The sequence below is a fragment of the Trinickia diaoshuihuensis genome (assembly GCF_003390925.1).
Lineage (GTDB): Bacteria > Pseudomonadota > Gammaproteobacteria > Burkholderiales > Burkholderiaceae > Trinickia > Trinickia diaoshuihuensis.
The window spans coordinates 1-19,268 of record NZ_QUBS01000071.1 but is presented as its reverse complement, the minus strand read 5'-3'; the positions used below and the strand labels follow the sequence as shown (position 1 = coordinate 19,268).

12 protein-coding genes are annotated in these 19,268 nt (G+C 56.7%); 11 read left to right on the top strand and 1 reads right to left on the bottom strand.

What is annotated here, in order from left to right:
• The first annotated feature begins 116 nt into the window (after positions 1-116).
• Positions 117-728 (top strand): hypothetical protein, encoded by a 612-nt coding sequence (locus DXT59_RS14260; RefSeq protein WP_116137542.1) that lies wholly within the window; start codon positions 117-119, stop codon positions 726-728.
• A 106-nt stretch (positions 729-834) separates the two neighbouring features.
• On the opposite strand, the gene DXT59_RS14255 is transcribed toward DXT59_RS14260, so the two are convergent.
• Positions 835-1,296, bottom strand: a complete 462-nt coding sequence (locus DXT59_RS14255; protein WP_162878076.1) for a hypothetical protein — start codon at positions 1,294-1,296, stop codon at positions 835-837.
• Between the two features lie 285 nt (positions 1,297-1,581).
• Between DXT59_RS14255 and DXT59_RS30620 the strand changes: the two genes are divergently transcribed.
• From DXT59_RS30620 to DXT59_RS31180, 10 genes are all read left to right on the top strand, one after another.
• A complete protein-coding gene (locus DXT59_RS30620) occupies positions 1,582-2,547 on the top strand; it encodes a hypothetical protein (RefSeq protein ID WP_162878075.1) in 966 nt (321 codons plus the stop codon).
• A 569-nt stretch (positions 2,548-3,116) separates the two neighbouring features.
• Positions 3,117-3,740: a hypothetical protein gene (locus DXT59_RS14250; RefSeq protein WP_116137540.1), complete on the top strand. Its 624-nt coding sequence runs from the start codon at positions 3,117-3,119 to the stop codon at positions 3,738-3,740.
• An 89-nt stretch (positions 3,741-3,829) separates the two neighbouring features.
• On the top strand, positions 3,830-9,211 hold the full coding sequence (locus tag DXT59_RS14245; protein ID WP_162878074.1) for a type I polyketide synthase: 5,382 nt from the start codon (positions 3,830-3,832) through the stop codon (positions 9,209-9,211).
• A gap of 74 nt (positions 9,212-9,285) precedes the next feature.
• Positions 9,286-13,407, top strand: coding sequence for an RHS repeat protein (locus tag DXT59_RS14240; protein ID WP_116137538.1), 4,122 nt, complete (start codon positions 9,286-9,288; stop codon positions 13,405-13,407).
• Positions 13,408-13,482: 75 nt separating this feature from the next.
• Positions 13,483-14,403, top strand: a complete 921-nt coding sequence (locus tag DXT59_RS14235) for an RHS repeat-associated core domain-containing protein (protein ID WP_205417429.1) — start codon at positions 13,483-13,485, stop codon at positions 14,401-14,403.
• A 49-nt stretch (positions 14,404-14,452) separates the two neighbouring features.
• The gene (locus DXT59_RS14230) at positions 14,453-15,370 is read left to right on the top strand and encodes an RHS repeat-associated core domain-containing protein (protein ID WP_240324512.1); all 918 of its coding nucleotides are present in this window, start codon (positions 14,453-14,455) and stop codon (positions 15,368-15,370) included.
• Positions 15,371-15,481: 111 nt separating this feature from the next.
• Complete coding sequence (locus tag DXT59_RS14225; protein ID WP_116137535.1) at positions 15,482-16,261, top strand: RHS repeat-associated core domain-containing protein; 780 nt, start codon at positions 15,482-15,484, stop codon at positions 16,259-16,261.
• Positions 16,262-16,293: 32 nt separating this feature from the next.
• A complete protein-coding gene (locus DXT59_RS14220) occupies positions 16,294-17,097 on the top strand; it encodes an RHS repeat-associated core domain-containing protein (protein ID WP_116137534.1) in 804 nt (267 codons plus the stop codon).
• Between the two features lie 39 nt (positions 17,098-17,136).
• A complete protein-coding gene (locus tag DXT59_RS14215; RefSeq protein ID WP_275895779.1) occupies positions 17,137-17,964 on the top strand; it encodes an RHS repeat-associated core domain-containing protein in 828 nt (275 codons plus the stop codon).
• A 295-nt stretch (positions 17,965-18,259) separates the two neighbouring features.
• A complete protein-coding gene (locus DXT59_RS31180; RefSeq protein ID WP_240324511.1) occupies positions 18,260-19,150 on the top strand; it encodes an RHS repeat-associated core domain-containing protein in 891 nt (296 codons plus the stop codon).
• Positions 19,151-19,268: the final 118 nt, after the last annotated feature.

The window sequence follows — 19,268 nt, the reverse complement described above, 5'->3', positions numbered from 1 at the left end:
ACTTTGGAAATCTTGGGTGTCCGAGCGCCGTGAATACGTCGCAGGGCCGAATACCTATGAATACTCATAGCGCGGCCGCAAAAGCCCCCTCTTATGCTTGTCTCCGCGACGTTTGAGTGCAGGCGAACTCCGGCTGGACCATCGTCGCGACGCAAAGCCGCGCGACGGCTCCCAATGTGCCCTTTACCGCCGTTGCCGCCATTCAAACTATCGAGGCCAAACTGATGAACGGTAAGATATTCGCGACCATGTTCGTTGCCGCCGCCGCCGCGGCGCCGCTTCTCGCCTGCGCCGGCGACGCCCCCACCGACGTGCCTTTCGTCGTCAAAGAACCCGTCGACAAAGCGCCGCCGGCTTTCCCGATGTGTAAGAGCATCGCGCGCGCAAGGTGCTCGGCGGACTCGAAAGGCTATCCGCCCAGCACAACCTGCGACGTCGTCAAGTACGAAGGGTTGACCTATTGGCCCATGACATTCGACGACAACCGTTATGCGATCGTGGCTGCCGGCTACGACGAAAAGAACAAGCAAGTCAAAACCGTCTATGCCGCCGGTACTCGCTACATCTGGAAAACGACCGTCGAAAACAATGAACGCAAGGTGACGTTCTGGGGGCAAGGAGATACGAAAGCCGCCGTGCCATGGGACCATCTAGCAGCGGGGACTGGAAGCGTGAGTCCTTGTCAACCGAATGCCGCGAACAATACGTCGAGCGGCGATCAGCATTAGTTTGTGAAGCCGCCGTCGGTGCACATGCCACTCCTTGGCTCCGTCGCTGGCTACGTGATCCATTAGGTCAAAAGGGAGCCCAAACCGATGCCATTGGCGCCGACGCTCACACGAACGGCGCGAGCACATCCGGTGAAATACTGAGACTCCCGTAATCCCTTAGCTTAAGTTGGCCAGTTAGCGATCGACCAATGTTTTTGATATCCCCGTCCCTGTCCAGCCACCAACCCGGCACGTGCAAGCCGGTCACCTCATCGCGCGAAACGTCGTCGAGACGCTCCATGATGAGGAATCGCCCCGACTCGCTCCATGCTGATATACGGCCGAGAAACGAATTATCGGTCACATTTTGGTAGACAACAATCTCGGTCCAATTGTTCACATAACGCGAAGCACTAGACACTTTCATTATTTTGTCGGCATGAGATGGCACCGCGTATGCTTCGCGGGTTCTGCCGCATCCAATCATGCGACCACATCTCGTCAGCAGGTTTTCAAATTCCACGTCTGGCGCGCCCGATTTTGGAATGTCGATCGATCCCATCATCCCTCCCACGAATTCATTCATTGTAACGGCGCAATCAACACAAGAGGGGCATTTTACAAGCCTCTCATAGTCACCGTCCATATCTTATCGATACAGCATCGAATTACCCAAGATATGAGGCGATCAACCATTAGAGCAAAAGGACACAAACCAACCAAAAAACTGATGACAAAGCGACATTCCCTGTAACTATTTACAGCTACATCGAATGAAATCATGTCTAATATAGCCATACGACGACCCTCAAGCACACCATAAAGGCACTGAAAAATGGAATCCACGACCACTTGCCCATACAATTGTGCAATGAATATCGACTTGGACAACAAGTCGATTAATGCAGTTTATGCGAATGGAAAAAACGAAATTAAGGTCACCACCCAGTACGAAATCTCCCTTATCGCTTCAGGAGAAGACGCCAAAACCCAAAATTCGGCGACGGTAGAACTTATCAATTTCCTCAATGGACAAAAAATCCCGTCCTACAACCCTACGGATATTCCGCCCGGCACGGCGACCGGATGGAAATACTGGACGGAAGCGGGTAAATATGTTAACCCCTTCTCGCCTCCGGCCGGAACAAATTTCGTCGAATCAGGCGATATCCAATCAACAAGCAGCCCCGTCGACACAACCGGCCCGCAATACCGATATTTTTGGCTATACAACGACTCCGGGGTTAACGATCCGTTAAGCGTAGCAATGTCCGTTAGTTGGACCGATCCCGATGGAAATCCGTGGACCTTCACGACCGCGCAATCCAATAGCAACTCCGCGGCCTCGGTGGCAGTCACCGCCGTGAGTCCAAAGATTTACGGAATTGGAAATACAAACGGCGACAATCTCGATCACAAATCCACTGCAAGCGGCACCTTGGACTCCGGGCCATCGTGGTATCAAACGAATTATTTTTTTAGAATCAAGGATGCCAATTTTTACATTAAAGACGCCACAATAACCAGCAATCCAGACACCGAACAGAAGAGCCCGTTTGCGATAATACAAGACCATGACACTTGTTTTTTATATTATGCATGGGATCTGGGCGCCGCAGATACCGCAACGATATCACCGCTAAACATCTCGGTCGATTACAACGAACGACAAGGGCAATTATGCATAACGCAAATCATGGTCCCATTCGATTATTCTGAAACCGCATGCTTCAACAATACCACAGCGACTATTCTCGACAATTATGCAAACGGAACCACATTTAACATCACGATAGTCGACTCAGGGCGCACTCCTCAGTTCACAAACAATAATTAGAAAGTTTTTGATTTATTTCGAGCCCGATACGTCATCGAAAAAATTAAACGAACCCTCAAGGACTTTTCCCATGAAAGACGAATCCTCCTTCTATCAAATCAAAAGCGGCAGCGGCACAAACTCATCGCGATCGTATCAAATCACAATTAACAATACGAGCGACTCGGATCTCAAATTCAAGACCCAAACGATAAGTTCTGGAAAATGGAGCGACGGCGGCTCACCCACTGACGTCTCCGCAAATTCGAGCGGAACTTTCACCGCGGAATCGAAAGGATTGTGGACGGGGTGTATTGGAACAGCGACTTGGACGATATCTAGAGAATCATGGAATAACTCTGAGTTTTATCTCAATTTTAGTGTTCCATATTCATCAAGCACGAGCGTATCGTGGACCATCACGCAATCCGGAAGCGTCTACTCTGCTAGCCCGACCTCTTCGAGCGCAACATCATCATCCGACAACCCATCTGATTACGTAACCTTCCAAGGAAAGAATCAATGAATGCCTTAATCAATCTCTCAACCCGTCAACATCGAATCGATACACACTACTGAAATTGACTATTATGCAAATTAACGCAAAAATCCGCAGATCGACGGTCGATTCGATTTTTGAGGGTTCTTCCGATGACAACTGGATCGGCAGCATCTCGACGTCGAGCGAATTGCCCATCGAATTTGATGGAGAATATATTCCGGTCGTAGCAGACAAAAATCGATACATCATTGGTTTCAACAAATACTTCATCTATAACCACGATCTCGATATTTACAGCTACGAGAACAATTTCCTAAAAACAGAGAAAGGCGCATCATTCATTCCGGCTCAAAATCATCGATACCTCGGCGTTTCCATCATCGATCAAACCAACGGCGAAATTGTATCGACATCGCCCATTTGCACGGAAACAAATCCCGAACATCACGTTATCGACGAGACCTTCGTCAAGGTATTCTACGCAGCCATCGATCATTTCCATCTCGCGCATCCGGAAATAAAACAATATATTTTCGAGGGAAGCCATATCGCTCAGATCGTCAAGCAAATCGAGCAGAAGATCAATACAGTGCCGAACCCGAAGTTGCAACTAACTACGTTGAGCGCCTTGGCGGCGCCGCATTATGTTTTTGAGGTAAGCAGGCCAAGCGCTGTTGCACTCGATTCATCCAACACATCTGCGGCCCACTGACGCCCGATCGGCGCCATTTCGACACGATGGCTCTTGCATCGTCGCCCGCGAAAGACACGATTGCAGACCCTTTGTAGGGAATGACATCCATGCAACAAACGGAGAAGCGAGCGCCACACTTGACAGGCGATGCCGGTCGGGACGATGCACGCATAGCGATCGTCGGGATGGCGTGCCGCTTTCCCGGTACCGCCGTTTCCGTCGACGCTTATTGGAAAGCGTTAGTCGACGGCGTGAATGCCGCCACGGCCGTACCGCCGGATCGGTGGAGCCTCAGGCGTTTCTTTCATCCCGAGCCCGATACCCCCGGGCGCGCCACCGTGCACCGGGGCAATTTCCTCACGCAACCGCTCGATCAGTTCGACGCTAGCTTTTTTCGTCTCGCGCCTCGCGAAGCGATGTTGATGGATCCGCAGCAACGCCTGTTACTCGAGGTCGCGTGGGAAGCGTTGGAAGATAGCGGCTTGGCGGCGGAGAGCCGAGGCTCCGTTACGGGCGTATACGTCGGTGGTTTCATGCTCGACCACCTGCTGCAGTTGCAGAGCCCGCTACAACGGTCGGCTATCGATACGCATACGGCCGTCGCTCATACGATGTCGATGCTATCGAATCGTCTGTCCCACGTATTCGACTTGCGCGGTCCTAGCCTGTCCGTAGACACGGCGTGCTCATCTTCCTTGGTCGCGCTTCATCTGGCTTGCCAAGCACTGTTGAACCAAGAGTGCGACACCGCGCTTTGCGGCGGCGTGAACGTCATGCTGCGACCCGACACCATGATCACGCTTTCCAAGGCCGGATTGCTCTCACAGGACGGTTTGTGCAAAACGTTCGACGCCGCGGCGGACGGATACGGCAGAGGCGAAGGCGCCGGCGTCGTGGTCTTGAAGCGCTTGGCCGATGCACTACGGGAAGGCGACGACATCCGTGCGGTGATCGCCGGCACCGGTGTCGGCCAAGACGGCCGCACCAACGCCATCACATCGCCCAGTGCCGAAGCGCAGATCGCCTTAATGCGCCGCGTGCAGCGGGACGCCGGTATCGGCCCCGACCAGATCCAATACGTCGAGGCGCACGGCACCGGGACGCAGGCCGGCGATCAAGCCGAAGCCCATTCCATCGGTACTTGCATCGCCCAGCGCCGTCAGAGCGACCAGCCGTTGTGGATCGGATCGGCCAAGACTTCTATCGGCCATCTCGAGGCGGCGGCCGGCGTCGCAAGCATCATCAAGACAGTGCTTGCCCTAGAGCACCGCACGATTCCTCCCCATCTGAACCTCCACAATCCGAATCCTGCAATCGACTTCGAGTCATTACGTTTGCGCATTCCCGGCGAACCCATGCCGTGGCCCGCGACTAGCGGCCCAGCAGGCGCCGCGGTCAACGCGTTCGGCTATGGCGGTACGAATGCGCACGCCGTTTTGCTCGAGACGCCGTCGCGCGAGCGCGCTCCTTTCGAACCACGAACGCGCCCCGCGGTATTTCCTGTATCCGCCGAGAGCCCGCGAGCGCTTTCATCGCGCGTGCGCCAATTGGCCGATTGGTTAAAAACCAGGCCCGACTTGGACTTGAACGAGATCGGTTACACACAGGCACGCTATCGCCCGCATTATGCGTATCGAATCGCGGTTGTCGCTCACGACCCCAGGCAGTTGCTCGACGAACTTGAACAACGGGCGCGTACGGCTGAATCGCTAAGTATCCGCGAAGGCGATTCTTCGCTCGGCGGCCCACGTAAGGTCGCGTTCGTCTATACCGGTATGGGCATCCAGTTCGGAGGCATGGGAGCTGAACTAATTGAACAGGAGCCGGTTGCGCAGGCCACCCTCGCTCGATGCGAGACGATTTGGCGCGAACTCGGTGGCGCACCGTTCTCTGAATTGCTTACGGTCCGCACGCTTGATCCGATCACGCGCCCCGAGCAAGCACAAGTCGCGAACTTAGTCCTGCAGATCATATTGACGGAGGTGGCTGCAGCATACGGGCTGCAGCCGGATTGCTGCGTCGGCCATAGTGTCGGCGAAATCGCGGCCGCCTATGCTTGCAATGCGCTCAGTCTCGAAGAAGCGCTGTCCATCGTCTATCACCGCAGCACGTTGATGAAACGCGTCGCCGGGCAGGGGGCCATGCTCGCGGTAGCATTGTCATCGGTCGAGGTCGCCCCGTACTTGACGTCCGCAGCGGGCCGCGTCGTGATCGCCGCCTTCAACGGCCCCCATTCCGTCACATTGGCGGGCGATACAGACGCAATCGATCGTTTAGGCGATGAACTCACGCGCGGTAACGTATTCAATCGTCGCCTCAGCACCGACGTTGCATACCATAGTCATCACCTCGACGCTTTGGAGGACGAATTCAAGGCGGCGCTATATTCGCACGTCGCCCGTCCGCCCGCCTCGCCGCTCTACTCCACCGTCACGGCAGCTCGCATCGAGTCGCGCTCGCAGGATGCGCATTATTGGTGGCGCAACGCGCGAGCGCCGGTGCGCTGGGGCGAAACAGTAGCCGCCATGCTGAACGACAACGTGAACGTATTCGCCGAGGTCGGCCCCCATCCAGTACTGGCACGGACCATCGCGGATTGCGCTCGGCAGGCGGACAAGCAGGTCATGAGCTTCGCCCTGCAGCGGCGCGACCAAGAAAGCCTTACCGCCTTGCTCGGCGGCATCGCTCAGCTTTATGCCGCCGGCACGCCCGTTGACTGGCGCACGCACTACGCTTGCGGTCGCCGTATCGGATTGCCTCCGTACCCATGGGATCGGCAACGCCTTTGGACCGAAACCGACTTATCGCGCGCCGACCGCCTCGATACGCCGTGCCATCCGTTGTTGAGCGAGAAAATCGGCGAACCGCAAGCCAGTTGGGACGGCGACATGGCCGCCCACCTTTATCCCTACTTGCCCGATCACTGCGTCGCTGGCGAAGCGCTCCTGCCCGCCGCCGCCGCGATCGAGATGGCTTTGCTAGCGCATCCCAATCGCGATGGCGTCCGCACCATCGATCGCTTGTCTTTGCATTACGCATTGGCGATCGAAGAGACCCCTCTCGTGCGTGTGCAGGTGGATAGCGACGGTAAAGGCTTCGCTATGTACAGCCGCTCGCGCGCCTCCGACGCGCCGTGGAATCGATATGTTTCAGGCAGTTTCGGTACGGCAGTCGAAGTAATTGGCCCGACACGCTTGGACGGTGCGGCCTGGTTCGACGCCTCGCACGACGAAGCCGATGTCGAAGACTTTTACCGGCGAGCGGAGGCGCTCGGCTTACGGTATGGCACGGCGTTTCGCTGCCTCCGTCGCATTGGCATCGGACCGGACGAGTGCATCGGGGCGATGGAATTGGCAGACGAGCAAGCAGCGGACGCAATGGACTATTTCGTTCATCCGTGTTTGTTGGATGGGGCGCTCCAAACTCTGCTGGCGCTGGTTCTAGAGCAGCCCGCGTTTGCGTCGAAGCTGTGTCTGCCCGTTTCGATCCAGCAAATGCGCTGGTATCGAAAACCGGGCGCAAGAGCACTTTGTCGTGCTCGGATCGCGGAGTGGCATGACGCGTGGGCCGTGGGATCGCTCGATCTGTACTCATCGGACGGAGAGATCTGTGCAACGTTGAGCGGTATCTCGGTGCGTGTCCTGCATGCGCCGGACACCGTCGCCACGCCACTCGCCAACGATTGGCTCTATGAGACGCAGTGGGAGCCCGAGCCGGCGCTCATGGGTTCTCCGGCGGACACAGCAGAAGACGGGCAAACATGGCTCGTATTTACCGATACCGGCGGCATTGCAAACGCATGGGCTGAGCGCGCCCGCGCGCACGGAGCATCCTGCATTCACTTATATATGGGTTCGGCATACCGGCGATGCGACGACGGCTCTTTTATTGTACGGCGGGGCTGCCGCGAGGACATCCAGCACGTCCTAACCGCGATCGGTCCAGCCCACATCTGCGGCATCGCATACTTCTGGGCACTCGAGCCCGACCGCGTGATCGATCCGCATGAAGCGACTGGCCTCACAGACGTATTGGACCTCGTCCATATATCGCAGGAACTCGAACGCACCAGCCGGCAGGACCATGTCGCCGTCGTGCTGGTCACCTACCGAGCACAGGCCGTCCGCGCGAACGATGCCGACGGCGGTCCCAGGCAGCAAGCTCTCATTGGACTCGCGCGGACGATGCGAGTCGAACGCCCGGCATGGCGGATCAGATCGATCGATATCGATACGCTCGACGCGGCCGACGCCGCCGGCGTCGTGTTCTCCGAGTGCAATGGCTATCAAACGGACAGCGAGGTCGCCTTCCGCGCGGGACAGCGATACGTTTCGCGAATCTTACGCGCCGATTTGCCTCGCACGAATCGCGTATCGACGCAGTTTTCTCCTTCTCTTGTTCAAGCCGACGGCGCCTACATGGTGACAGGCGGGGCCAGCGGGCTAGGACTGATGACCGCGGCTTGGTTGGCCGAGAAAGGCGCGAAATACATCGCCATTTTGAGCCGTCGCGGGCCGACAGACGAGTTTGCGCACCAAACGCTAGCGAAACTCCAAGCAAGCGGTACGTCAATATGGATCGTCAAATGCGACGTCGCCGATATGACTCAGTTGCAACGATCGCTGGAAAAACTAAAGACAGTCATGCCGACCATACGCGGCGTGATTCATGCCGCAGCGGTCGTGGAGGATGCTAGCCTCAGTACAGCGGAGGACACGGCAATAGCGCGCGTCTTTCAAGCCAAGGCGATCGGCGCGTGGAATCTGCATCGCGCATTCAACGATAGTCCGCTCGACTTTTTCATCACGTACTCGTCCGTCAGCGCGCTGCTCGGCAACGCCGGTCAATCGGCTTATGCCGCCGCGAACGGATTTCTCGAGGGCTTGGTGCAATGGCGGCGGGCACATGGACTGAGCGGCGTCAACGTGCTGTGGGGTGTCATCGGCGATATCGGAATCGTTGCGCGAAATGCAGTCGTTCAAGCGGCATTGGAAGGCCAAGGATTACGTCCGATCTCGGCGGCAGGTGGGTTGGCCGTATTGGATCGAGCACTGGCAAGCGATTGGCCGAGCCTAGGCGTATTCGATATCGATTGGTCGCGCTGGCAAAACTCACTCGGCGCTCAACACTATGACAAACGTCTCGCCGATGTGCTTCGGCCGGCGGCCGACGACCGGCGACTCGAGAACGACGATACGGGATCGCTAACGCGGCAATTGCAACGAACACCACCGGACCAGCATTGGCAATTGGTTTACGAATCGGTCACCGCGAGCGTGCGTACGGTGCTCCGAATCGAAGACTCCGCCCGCGTGCAGGGAAGCAGCCGCCTGAACGAGATGGGCCTCGATTCCTTGATGGCGACTGAGTTGGCTCGAACACTGAACAGGCGCACAGGAACGGCGGTTTCGCCGCTCGCGCTTTTGCGAGGCCTGAGTGTCGCCGAATTGTCCGAATACGTATTGAAGCATGCAGGCGCTACGGCGTGACGGTCGTCTAGCCGTCTGCGCCAATCCTCGACACAGTCGTCCTTCAATCGTGAATATGGAGGCAGTAGAAGATCATGGCAAATTCCACCAGCAGTTTTGTTACGCACGCGACCAACTTTCTCTCAGCAATTTCGGGTGCCGTCGATCCTCGCACGGGGCTATACGGGGTGAACATCGATCTCGGGAAGTTCGTCGGTAACAGAGCGCTTGGCCCTGCTCTTCCCCTCTCGCTGCGATACTCCCCGCTCGAAACGATGAACTTCGGTTTCGGGAAAGGCTTCAAGTTGAACACGACGTTCTATCGCAGAGGCGTCGTCGCCCAACCCCGAGCGCTGCTCTTGTCCACCGGCGAACAATACGCCGTAGCGGAAGGTAATGGCGACGTGGCCGTACTTCAACAGCGTCTGAAAAGCTTCACCTTTGCAACCCAAAGAAATAGCAATAGCGACGTGACCGGGTATCTCGTGGCACATAAATCAGGGAGTCTCGAATTTCTCGGCGCCAGTCCAACCCTTTGCCTGCCCAAAAAGATCTACACGGGTACTGGTCAGTGGCTCGAACTCTCTTGGACGGTAGCGAACGATGTCCCGAACTTACTGGCGGTGACCGACGGCTATGGCACACCATTGCTGTCGGCAACGTATTCAGATGTCTCCGCCATCGTCGACATTCTTCCTGGCAATGCTACGGAGGGGTACCGTGTCGTGTTCACTGTTCAAAGCGAAGTGCTGACGGACATCGTCGCCACCGGGAACGACGGAGAGTTGAAATGGAGCTTCCCTAGCGCACCGGTGGGTGACGGTACACAGGGCCGGTGGATCACCGGCATGACCGCACCCGGCGGCTACTCTGAAAAAGCGACGTACCCCAAGAACGGGGGGCATGCGTTCGCCAAGAACGGCCCCTCGTCACTGCTTCCGTTTGCCACGCAATTCGAACGTCATCCCGGCGGCGGGCAACCGGTCGTAACGTCACAGTATAAATTTTCCAATACGAATTTTCTTGGTGCGTTCTCGGGCAGAAATTGGATCGCCACAGAAGATTGCCTGCTGAACGGGCCTTTCGATTCGAATTACAACTATACGAGCCAAGAAACACAGTTTCACACCGAGAACAACACGCCGCGCAATACGATCATTCAACGCGCTTATAACTGCTATCACCTGCAAACAGAAGAAACGACAACGTGCGGCAAGATCACACACACCGCCGCGACAAGCTATTATCTCCAGCCCGGACAAACTTTAGATCAGCAACCGGCCTACTATCAATTACCGAAAAGCAAAGCCATCACTTGGGACAACGGCCAAGGTAAAACGCATACCGAAACGACGCAGACCACGTGGGATGACTGGGGCAATCCACTGCAAAAAATCGATCCGGACAACGTCATTACCACGTGGTCGTATTACTATGAGCGACCGAGTGATCAGAGCGACGACAATCTTCCGGATGATCCGAATTGCCCCAAGGATCCGAGCCATTTCGTACGTTTCCCGAAATGGAAGCGGGTGGATCCCACACAGGTTTTATCCGGCTTGACCGACGCCCCGATTCACCAGATCGAGTATCATTTTTCCAATTTTTCTCCGGCGCAGAACGATCTCATCAGCAGGGTGGTGCTCAAGAGCTACGAGTCGCACACGAGCGGCGGCTCCGTGAATAACGGCAGCCTTGTCGGCGCAACGTTGCTGTCCGAAGCGAGCTACGACTATTACGGCGGAGGCGACGCCGGTCGTCTAAAAACGCATACCTTCAAACATTACCCGAACGGAAAAAGTGTCAATCCATACATATCGACCGAATCGTTCAACTACTCCAGCGGCAACGGCCCGATAACCACCACGCATACGCTGACGTCCTCCGACAACCAGACCATTACAGACAACAAGACCACGTCGGCTTTCACAGGACGCATGCTAAGTACGACAGACCTGCAAAACAACGTAACGACCTATACCTACGACAGCTTCGGCCGGCCAAAAACGCGGACATTGAATTCAGGCTCCCAAAAGGGCTTCCAAAATCAGTGGACCTACACCAACAACGTGAGCAGTGCGGACCAAACTGGCAACCACGCGGGCAGCTGGCCATTTCAGATCATTCAAGAGGATGGGAAGCACAACCGTATCTGCTATACCCTGGACGGGCACGGGCAAGTTCTATTCATCGACATCAATGATCGGGACAGCACGGATTCCGACACATATCACACGACCGAAGCGCGCCAGTACGACGACATGGCGCGCCCCCTGGTTTCGACGGCATTCGATTACGATCTTATCAACGGCAAAACATACAGCCTTGCCAAGACCCTGACCTATGACGATTGGGGCAACGCTTCGTCCGTAGCCTACTCCGACAATACAGTTGAAACTACGCTACATGACTTTGCGACGCAAACGGTCAGTGTTACGAAAAGTGGTCCGAACGCCAAAGCAGGGACCGAAGTTACGACCTATGACTACAATTTCAGCAAAAAGGAAATCAAACTCGAGCGGTACCTCATCAACAAGACACCCGGCGTGGACGCGCCTTACAGCACGCAAACCAAAGAGTACGACGGCCTGCACTTGCTGCGCAGCGAAACCGATCAATCAGATGCGACGGGCACGACGTTGAACCTCAAGACTCAATACCAATACGATGGCTGGGGAAGATTGATACAAACTCAATTACCGGATAACACGATAGTAATAAAAAAATATAGCGATAACTCACCCGACAATCATGTCGACAAAATTACGGTTTCCCAAAAAACGATCGGAACACGCGTATTCGACGGCCTTGGACGGGTGACGAGCAAGACCGTCTCAGGAAAGCAAACCCAATATTCTTACAAGAGGCCCGCCGATACACGGCCGCAATACGAAATTACGCCGGACAAGAACCAATTGAACTATACGTATTACTCTGAGTTATCGGAGGCGCTTTGGACGGTCTCCGTAGGCGAAACGCTGAGCCAGACATACGAATACGAACCGGTCAGCGGCGTGCTGAACTATGCGGCATCGACGGCGGAGAACGGAAGCACGCTGACAAATATCGGGTTGTACGATTCCGGTCGCCTCAAAAGCGAGACGATCACTTACGACGACGTGGCCGCACCCAAGCCCACGTTCTATACGTATACCGTCGCTGGGTCGCTCATTAGCTATCAGCATATCGACAACGCGATTTCCAATATATCGCGCAACCCGCAAGGGCGAATCACGAGCATTGCCGACGACAACATTTCCGTGGTGCCGAGCTACGACGGACTAGGACGCATGACAGGGTGGACTGCCGCTGAGCTGGTCAACGGACATCCATCGCACACATTGACGACGGTGATCCAGTACGACGACTTCGACCGAGAGACCAGCCGGACAGTCACCGACAATCGAACAAACAATGCTTGGACGACTACCCAGCAATGGTATATCAATGATCTATTGAAGTCTCGGGCAATTACGAAGGGAAAGAGCCGGCCGACGATCTATGTCTACAGCTATGACAACAGGAATCGTTTGATCGCGTGGGATGTCTCCAAATTAGATAGCGCAGGACCCGCGCGTCCGATGGATAGATACGGCAATGAAATGTTGCATCAAGACTTTGTCATCGATAGCTTCGGCAACATCACGTCCGCGACGACAACGCTCGTACCTACCCAAACCCTTCGGTCCCCGCGTAAAAACGTCGCGACGTTCAGCTACGACCAAGAGCACCCCTGCCTGCTCACGAGTGTCACGAATACCGATCCTACTTATAGCAAGGGCGGCGCGGTGCAATACGACGACGCGGGCCGAATCACGTTCGACGGGATGGAAACACATCTCACCTACGATAAGCTAGGTCGCGTATCGACTGCGAACAGCACCCTGACGAACTTGAGCGGAGACTATGCGTACGATCATCACAATCGTTTGTATAGAGAAAAGCGTAAAGATCAAAGCGACCCCGTCTACTTTTACTACAAACACGAGGGCAAACTCGATCAGTTGGTGAATTTGATACAAGGCGAGAATCGACAACGGCTCTTTCGATCGCCCTCTTCCGCACCGGCGGCACAATTCAATACCGGCACCGATGCGGGCGCGTGGTTGCTCGGTGCGGACATGCTTGGCTCGGTGGTCAACGGCAGCGACGGTCAAAACACCGAAGAGCGATCCTACTCGGCCTATGGCGAAGAGTCGGCCGTGACGGCCAAATAGGCTCTCAAGCAGCATTGGCATGCAATCGACATTCTGGCGGCCACGCTTGCGGCATGGCCGAAGGAGAAACGCATTGTGAATTCGATACTCGCGCAGGGGTTTGCCGACGCCTACCAAGACCCAGTGACGACCGCATACCCGTTGGGTAACGGTTACCGATTCTATCTACCCGCCTTGATGCGGTTCAGCGCCCAGGACGCTTACAGCCCATTCGGAAAAGGGGGCGTGCATGCCTACGGTTATTGCGCAACGGATCCTATTAATCTCAAGGATCCTAGCGGCCATGACTTCCTAGGCTCGTTTCTCAGTCTGCTGGATCCTGTGCATGACATCAATCAGTACATCCTCAAGCCGCTCGGGGTGAAGATGCCGCAATGGGCTAAAACGGTGGAGCGGGTGACGCGGGACGTTGCGTTCACGGCAGTGGCCATTGCAGCTCTACCTGAAACGGGGGGTGCCAGCGCCGCAGTGCTAGCCGCTAACGTGTTAGACATCACCGCCATGGGCCTTTCCATAGGTGCCGACATTTCAAGTACGTTTCAAACCGGCAGCGCTCAGCTCGTGACCGAGGCCCTTTCGTATGCCTCGGCGGCGACTGGCGTCGCAGGCGTTGACGTTCGGGCAGTACGGTCTTTCGTTAATCGCGCCTATACCGGTGCATCGTTGGCACGGGAAGCGGAACGAGGACTCGTAACTTCCACCGAAGAAGGAGCAGAAGATGCACTGCGTTCGACGACGAAAATCACTTCGCGTTTTTCGTCGCTTCCCAAGCGGGTTATGCATTTTGCAGGCATCGCAGGCGTAGCGAACACATTAACCGCTGCGTCGCTCGCGGAGAGATTCACAAACGAACCTCCGGCGCGCGTCGTTGCTCCAGAAGTCCAGACACGGTCCCCCGAATTGCCGGGCGGCGATCCCGGAGGCTCAAGCAATCCGGATAGTCAGAAACCAAACAGGAAGCAAAGAAGAATACTGACAGGCTCAGGTCAGAGTTGAGCCGGCCAGAGGGAAAGCGTCGTAGCAGAGATGCCAAAGGATGCCGCACATGAGCGTTGATCTTGCTCTTGGATACGCCGGAGAACGTCCGGATCGCGCGACGGCGGGATACCCGCTCGGTACCGGCTATCGATGGTATATGCCTAGCCTGATGCGCTTCAATGCCGCCGATACGTGGAGCCCCTTCGGCCGCGGCGGCATCAATCCTTATGGTTATTGCGCAGCCAACCCTATCACGCGCATCGATCCTAGCGGACACACGTGGGGTGGAATCGAGGAAATGGATACCATCGCCTCGGGCTACTCCCGAGAGGACCTGGAGATTCAGGGCATTTTGAGCAACGGTGCACTTCACTTCCCTACCTCGCCCATAATGAGCACGCCCACTACGACGAGTTCGGCGTCCGATGCGATTGGAGCCGCCGTTGCGCATGGGTCCTCGCATGGATCCCCTTTCGGAGAGCATTCACTTAGCACACCTATTGTCATGTCCCCTGCAAGCCCTATCGCGTGGTATATGGCCTACTTGCTAAATAGGAAAACGCCGGACGGATGGGCGTGGCCCGAAGGCGAGGGGTCATCGGCCATAAGGCCGTCGACGCAGGCCCCTGCGTCCCCCTCGGCTGCGATCGCCGGCCATGCCCCACTACCGTCTTTCGACGAAGTGTTCGACGCCTCCATCCGTCGCCGCGCCGGTATTTCTCGTGACGAGTTGTACCGTCACTGGCCGACGGCAAAAATGGCTGCCGACTTCGAACCGGTACGGAATCTCTTTGCTTTGGTCTCGGAGCTTCGGGCGAGAAAAGTGAATGGCCGTCAATTGAGTGGATTCCCTACCATGAATCGCTTATCGCTTCGACTGAAATACGGCAGAACGATGCTGCATCGGACGCGATCCGAATATGATCCAACACGCTCATCGCGCAAAGATCGAGATGTCATGCAATGGCTATTCGACGAAGAATGACGCTTTCTCGGCGCCCGGTTAGCGAAGCGCCGATCGTTCGAGCATACGCACCTAGCGGCAGCGCGGTGTCGATGCGACGCACAACGCCTCACCCGCGGATGGAGGACGTCGATGAGCAGTGCTTTAACGCTCCTATATACGGGGCTCAACGAGGATTCGATCACCGGGGGATATCCACTGGGCAACGGCTATCGCCTCTATTTGCCGTCCCTGATGCGATTTACCGCGCTCGATGCGTCGAGCCCTTTTGACGAAGGCGGCGCCAACCCGTATGCCTACTGCGAGGAGGACCCGATCGACCGACGCGATCCAACCGGCCACTTCTTCTTGCCGGTCGGAATTGCAATCGTCGCCTCGGCGACCATCGCATTGAAGTTGGGCTTATCTCTGCTGGTGCGCAAATACGGTCAGAGCGCCAAAGACTGGATCGAGAACTTACCCAAAGACGAAAATATCGGCGCATTCAACGCTGAACATGAGGCGGCGATCGGGACGGATGCGGCTCGCCAGGTATCCTCGACGGGCGTTGGGGCCATCAGCGCGACTCAAGCCGCGCGCCTTCGAAAAATGCAGTTCGTCGTCAGCGAGCAACTGGATCGCGTCGAGAAAAGCCTCGCGGCGGCTCAAGGATATCGCGAGCGAAGGCAACTGCTCCGCAAGGGTGCGATGAGTAGCCACGATCCTTCGCTTGCGAGGCACCTGGCGTTCACGGAGAAGGAGAATGGTTTCCAGGAGTTGGACTCGGCACGAAACCTTATCAATACCATCAAGAGCCACAGAGACAGTCTGGACCCTGAACTAAAGCGCAGACTGGATTTCGCCGATCGCACCCAAGGAAAGCTCAGGCGCGATTTCGACAGAACATTCCTTTCCAATCGCTCTGGGGACTAAATGACATTTCGCACAACTTCCTGCGGGCTCCCATGACCCATCGCTCCATTCTCGACTTTACTGGCGCATTCCGCGATTCGGTTTGTGCAGGCATAGCGCTCGGCAATGGATACCGCTGGTACCTGCCTGCCTTGATGCGCTTCAATGCCCCGGATAGCTTGAGCCCATTCGGCGCGGGGGGCGGAAATCCGTATGCGTATTGCCATGACGACCCGATCAATCGCAACGATCCGACCGGTCATATCGGTTGGTTCGCGGCGACTAACGACACGAGGATGTTTGTTACGCGCAACGTGGAGCATAACGAAGAGCACGCCATTTCAGCGAGGGAAGCGAGCGGCGCGGCGAACCGAACGGTCGCCTCGGGACATGAGCCAGCGCCTCAAGTTCGTCGACACGCCGTACCGGCACCGGGCAGCGCTGTGCCTCATGTGGAACGGACGATGATCGCGGCTAAGAAAGCACTTCCCTATTACTTCTATTTTGTCCTGGACCAAGCCGAGACGATCCAAACACTCGAAGGGCCCAGACAGGCGGAAGTTGGCGATGTAGTTCTCACCGGCATCAAGGGGGAGCAATGGCCGATGCGGTTTAGCGAGTTCAATGCGCGATACGATTTTGTGGGGGCGGCTGGCGTCGCTACCCCTAGCGCCGTGCCCACTAAAGTCAAGGCTGAACAAATGAGTGGCCCTTTCACGGTCACGCCCCCATGGTCGGAGACGCCGCTTTTCTTGAATACGGGAGACATCCGAGTCGCCGTATTGGGTGATTCGCGCAACGTCTGGGGCGTGGATCACGACATCTTTTTCGAGACCTACGACATTCTCGAGGGTTAGAGCGACGGCAACGCGCTCACGAGAGCGCGCGCTGTCTTCTTGCCGTATGCCCAGGAGCAGGCCCCAATGAAACCTATGATTGCGCTCAATTACACAGGTGCCCATCGCGATGGAGTCACTGCCGCCTATCCCCTCGGCAACGGCGCGCGGTGGTATATGCCCGGCTTGATGCGTTTCAACGCGCCGGACACGCTGAGTCCATTCGAGGCAGGAGGCCCCAACGCCTATCTTTACTGCGACGACGACCCGCTCGATCGCGTGGATCCCACCGGGCATCTGAATTGGTCCATGGTGGCTAGAGCGGTGAGGAGACTTCTGACTCGTTCGGGCGCGCGAGAAAAGAGCGGCTCGATTTCCGGGAAGCTCGCGATCGAAAACACCGCCGAAAGCGCTGACCAGGTAGTCGAACAACAGCTTCATTCGACCGCCACCGTTAAGCGGCCGTCCACCCATTTCGTGGGTCTACCAGAGCCTATCAGCGCATGGCTGCCTCAGCGGAGAGAGGAGTCGATCTTTCACGTTGTCCGCACCGCCACGTTGCTCGACAAGATGGGCGTACCCGAGCTAAACGATCAGCTGCTCAGCGAACACGTCATCATTAGATCGGCATCCGGAACACAGGTCCTTATGTCGAGCGCGGTGTTCGAACAAACCTTCTATGCCGACGGCAAGCGCAGCGTTCAAGGTCTGCAAACACTCGGGCTGCCGCAAGCACTGCCAGGTGACGCGCGAGTCAGCACTGCCCTTCCTGTCGAGCCTCCTGGGCCGCTCTGGGCACTGCAGAAGGATAGCGGCATCGCCGAGCCCGCGGCAGGCGGCTCACGGCATCGCCTTCTTTACCTGCCAATCGATGGGTCGGCACCGTGAGCAAACTCATTGCAATGGGCTACACAGGTAGCTACGAGAACTCAAGCTCCAACGTCTATCTATTGGGCGCCGGCTATCGACTTTATAGTCCCGCGCTGATGAGATTTGTGTCGAGCGACGACTGCAGGGGCGCGAGATCCGGGACGACGATCTTCGAAAGCGAGGCGGCCCGAGAAGCTGCCCTCGAAGGCATCCGTATGCAAGGGGGCGCGGCGATCGGGGATTTCTTCTTGCGCGTAACGCCGTCGGCACCAGGGTCCGCGGCAGAAAGGGCCATCGCTACCCGCAGCCGTTATTGAACGGCTGCTGGATCGGATCCGGGAGGATCGCGATCGTCGAACGTGAGGTATTCCAAGAGAGAGAAACCATGCCGGCTCGTTATGCATCAAGGTTCGCCGGGACGCATATCGACCCGGTGATTTACGCCTATCAGCTCGGTAACGGCTACCGCGCCTATCTTCCCTCGCTGATGCGCTTTAACGCACCCGACAGCCTGAGCCCCTTCGGCGCCGGCGGTCCTAATCCATATGCCTACTGCGACGGCGAACCGGTCAATCGAGTGGACCCCTCCGGGCATATGGAGCTCGATCCGGCGTCTTTGGAAACGTTGCAGCGCGCCCTCGCCAATGCAAGTGAGGATGCAACGCCGGGCGTGTACCTACCCCATGTCGTTTCGCCCGGCACGGACCAGCCCATCGGTACCGCCCACGCCGCCGAGAACGCCGCGCCCTCTTCCTCAGGTCCGAAGCCACGTTCGAATTCGATGCCGATTCTAGGCCGGGCTCAGGCCAAGCCGTCCGTGGCAGACGCTAACAACGTCGATTCCGTCGTCGAATGGCGCCGAAAAATATCGTCAACGGAAAACCGCGAACGCAGAGAGAACATCGCCGCCGCTAGGGCGCTGCTCTACAAACCGCGTCCATACGAGCTAGGCCCGTTTTTCAAGGTAGTCCCGCCGCACGCTTGGGCACAAAGAGGTTATCGCGAAACCGTAACGATCGGATGGGAGGAAAACGTCGGACTCCGGACCATCCAAATATTCGCTCATGTGCACTACAGCTGGAACCGGGGTGTCTGGACAAAAATTCCCGGCAATGCGTGGATACCGGGGGTCAAGAATTGGCAGCACCCTACGACACCGGCCGTACTGAACTTGGCCCCGTTCCCGCCGGATCGCGGGCCCTGATAGCCCTGACGCGAACCCGCGGCAAAGACAGGTGTCACCTTCCGGCATAAAGGAGCCGGGTATTTCCGGCATATAGGCGCCAGTAGAAGTGGGTAGAAACGAGCATCTTTGCGGTTCA

Bases quoted from the DNA above. Each gene is read 5' to 3' on its own strand.
- DXT59_RS14250 (WP_116137540.1), top strand. From the start codon at position 3,117: ATGCAAATTAACGCAAAAATCCGCAGATCGACGGTCGATTCGATTTTT.
- DXT59_RS14230 (WP_240324512.1), top strand. From the start codon at position 14,453: ATGAGCGTTGATCTTGCTCTTGGATACGCCGGAGAACGTCCGGATCGC.
- DXT59_RS14245 (WP_162878074.1), top strand. From the start codon at position 3,830: ATGCAACAAACGGAGAAGCGAGCGCCACACTTGACAGGCGATGCCGGT.
- DXT59_RS14220 (WP_116137534.1), top strand. From the start codon at position 16,294: ATGACCCATCGCTCCATTCTCGACTTTACTGGCGCATTCCGCGATTCG.
- DXT59_RS14240 (WP_116137538.1), top strand. From the start codon at position 9,286: ATGGCAAATTCCACCAGCAGTTTTGTTACGCACGCGACCAACTTTCTC.
- DXT59_RS14255 (WP_162878076.1), bottom strand. From the start codon at position 1,296: ATGAATGAATTCGTGGGAGGGATGATGGGATCGATCGACATTCCAAAA.
- DXT59_RS30620 (WP_162878075.1), top strand. From the start codon at position 1,582: ATGAATATCGACTTGGACAACAAGTCGATTAATGCAGTTTATGCGAAT.
- DXT59_RS14225 (WP_116137535.1), top strand. From the start codon at position 15,482: ATGAGCAGTGCTTTAACGCTCCTATATACGGGGCTCAACGAGGATTCG.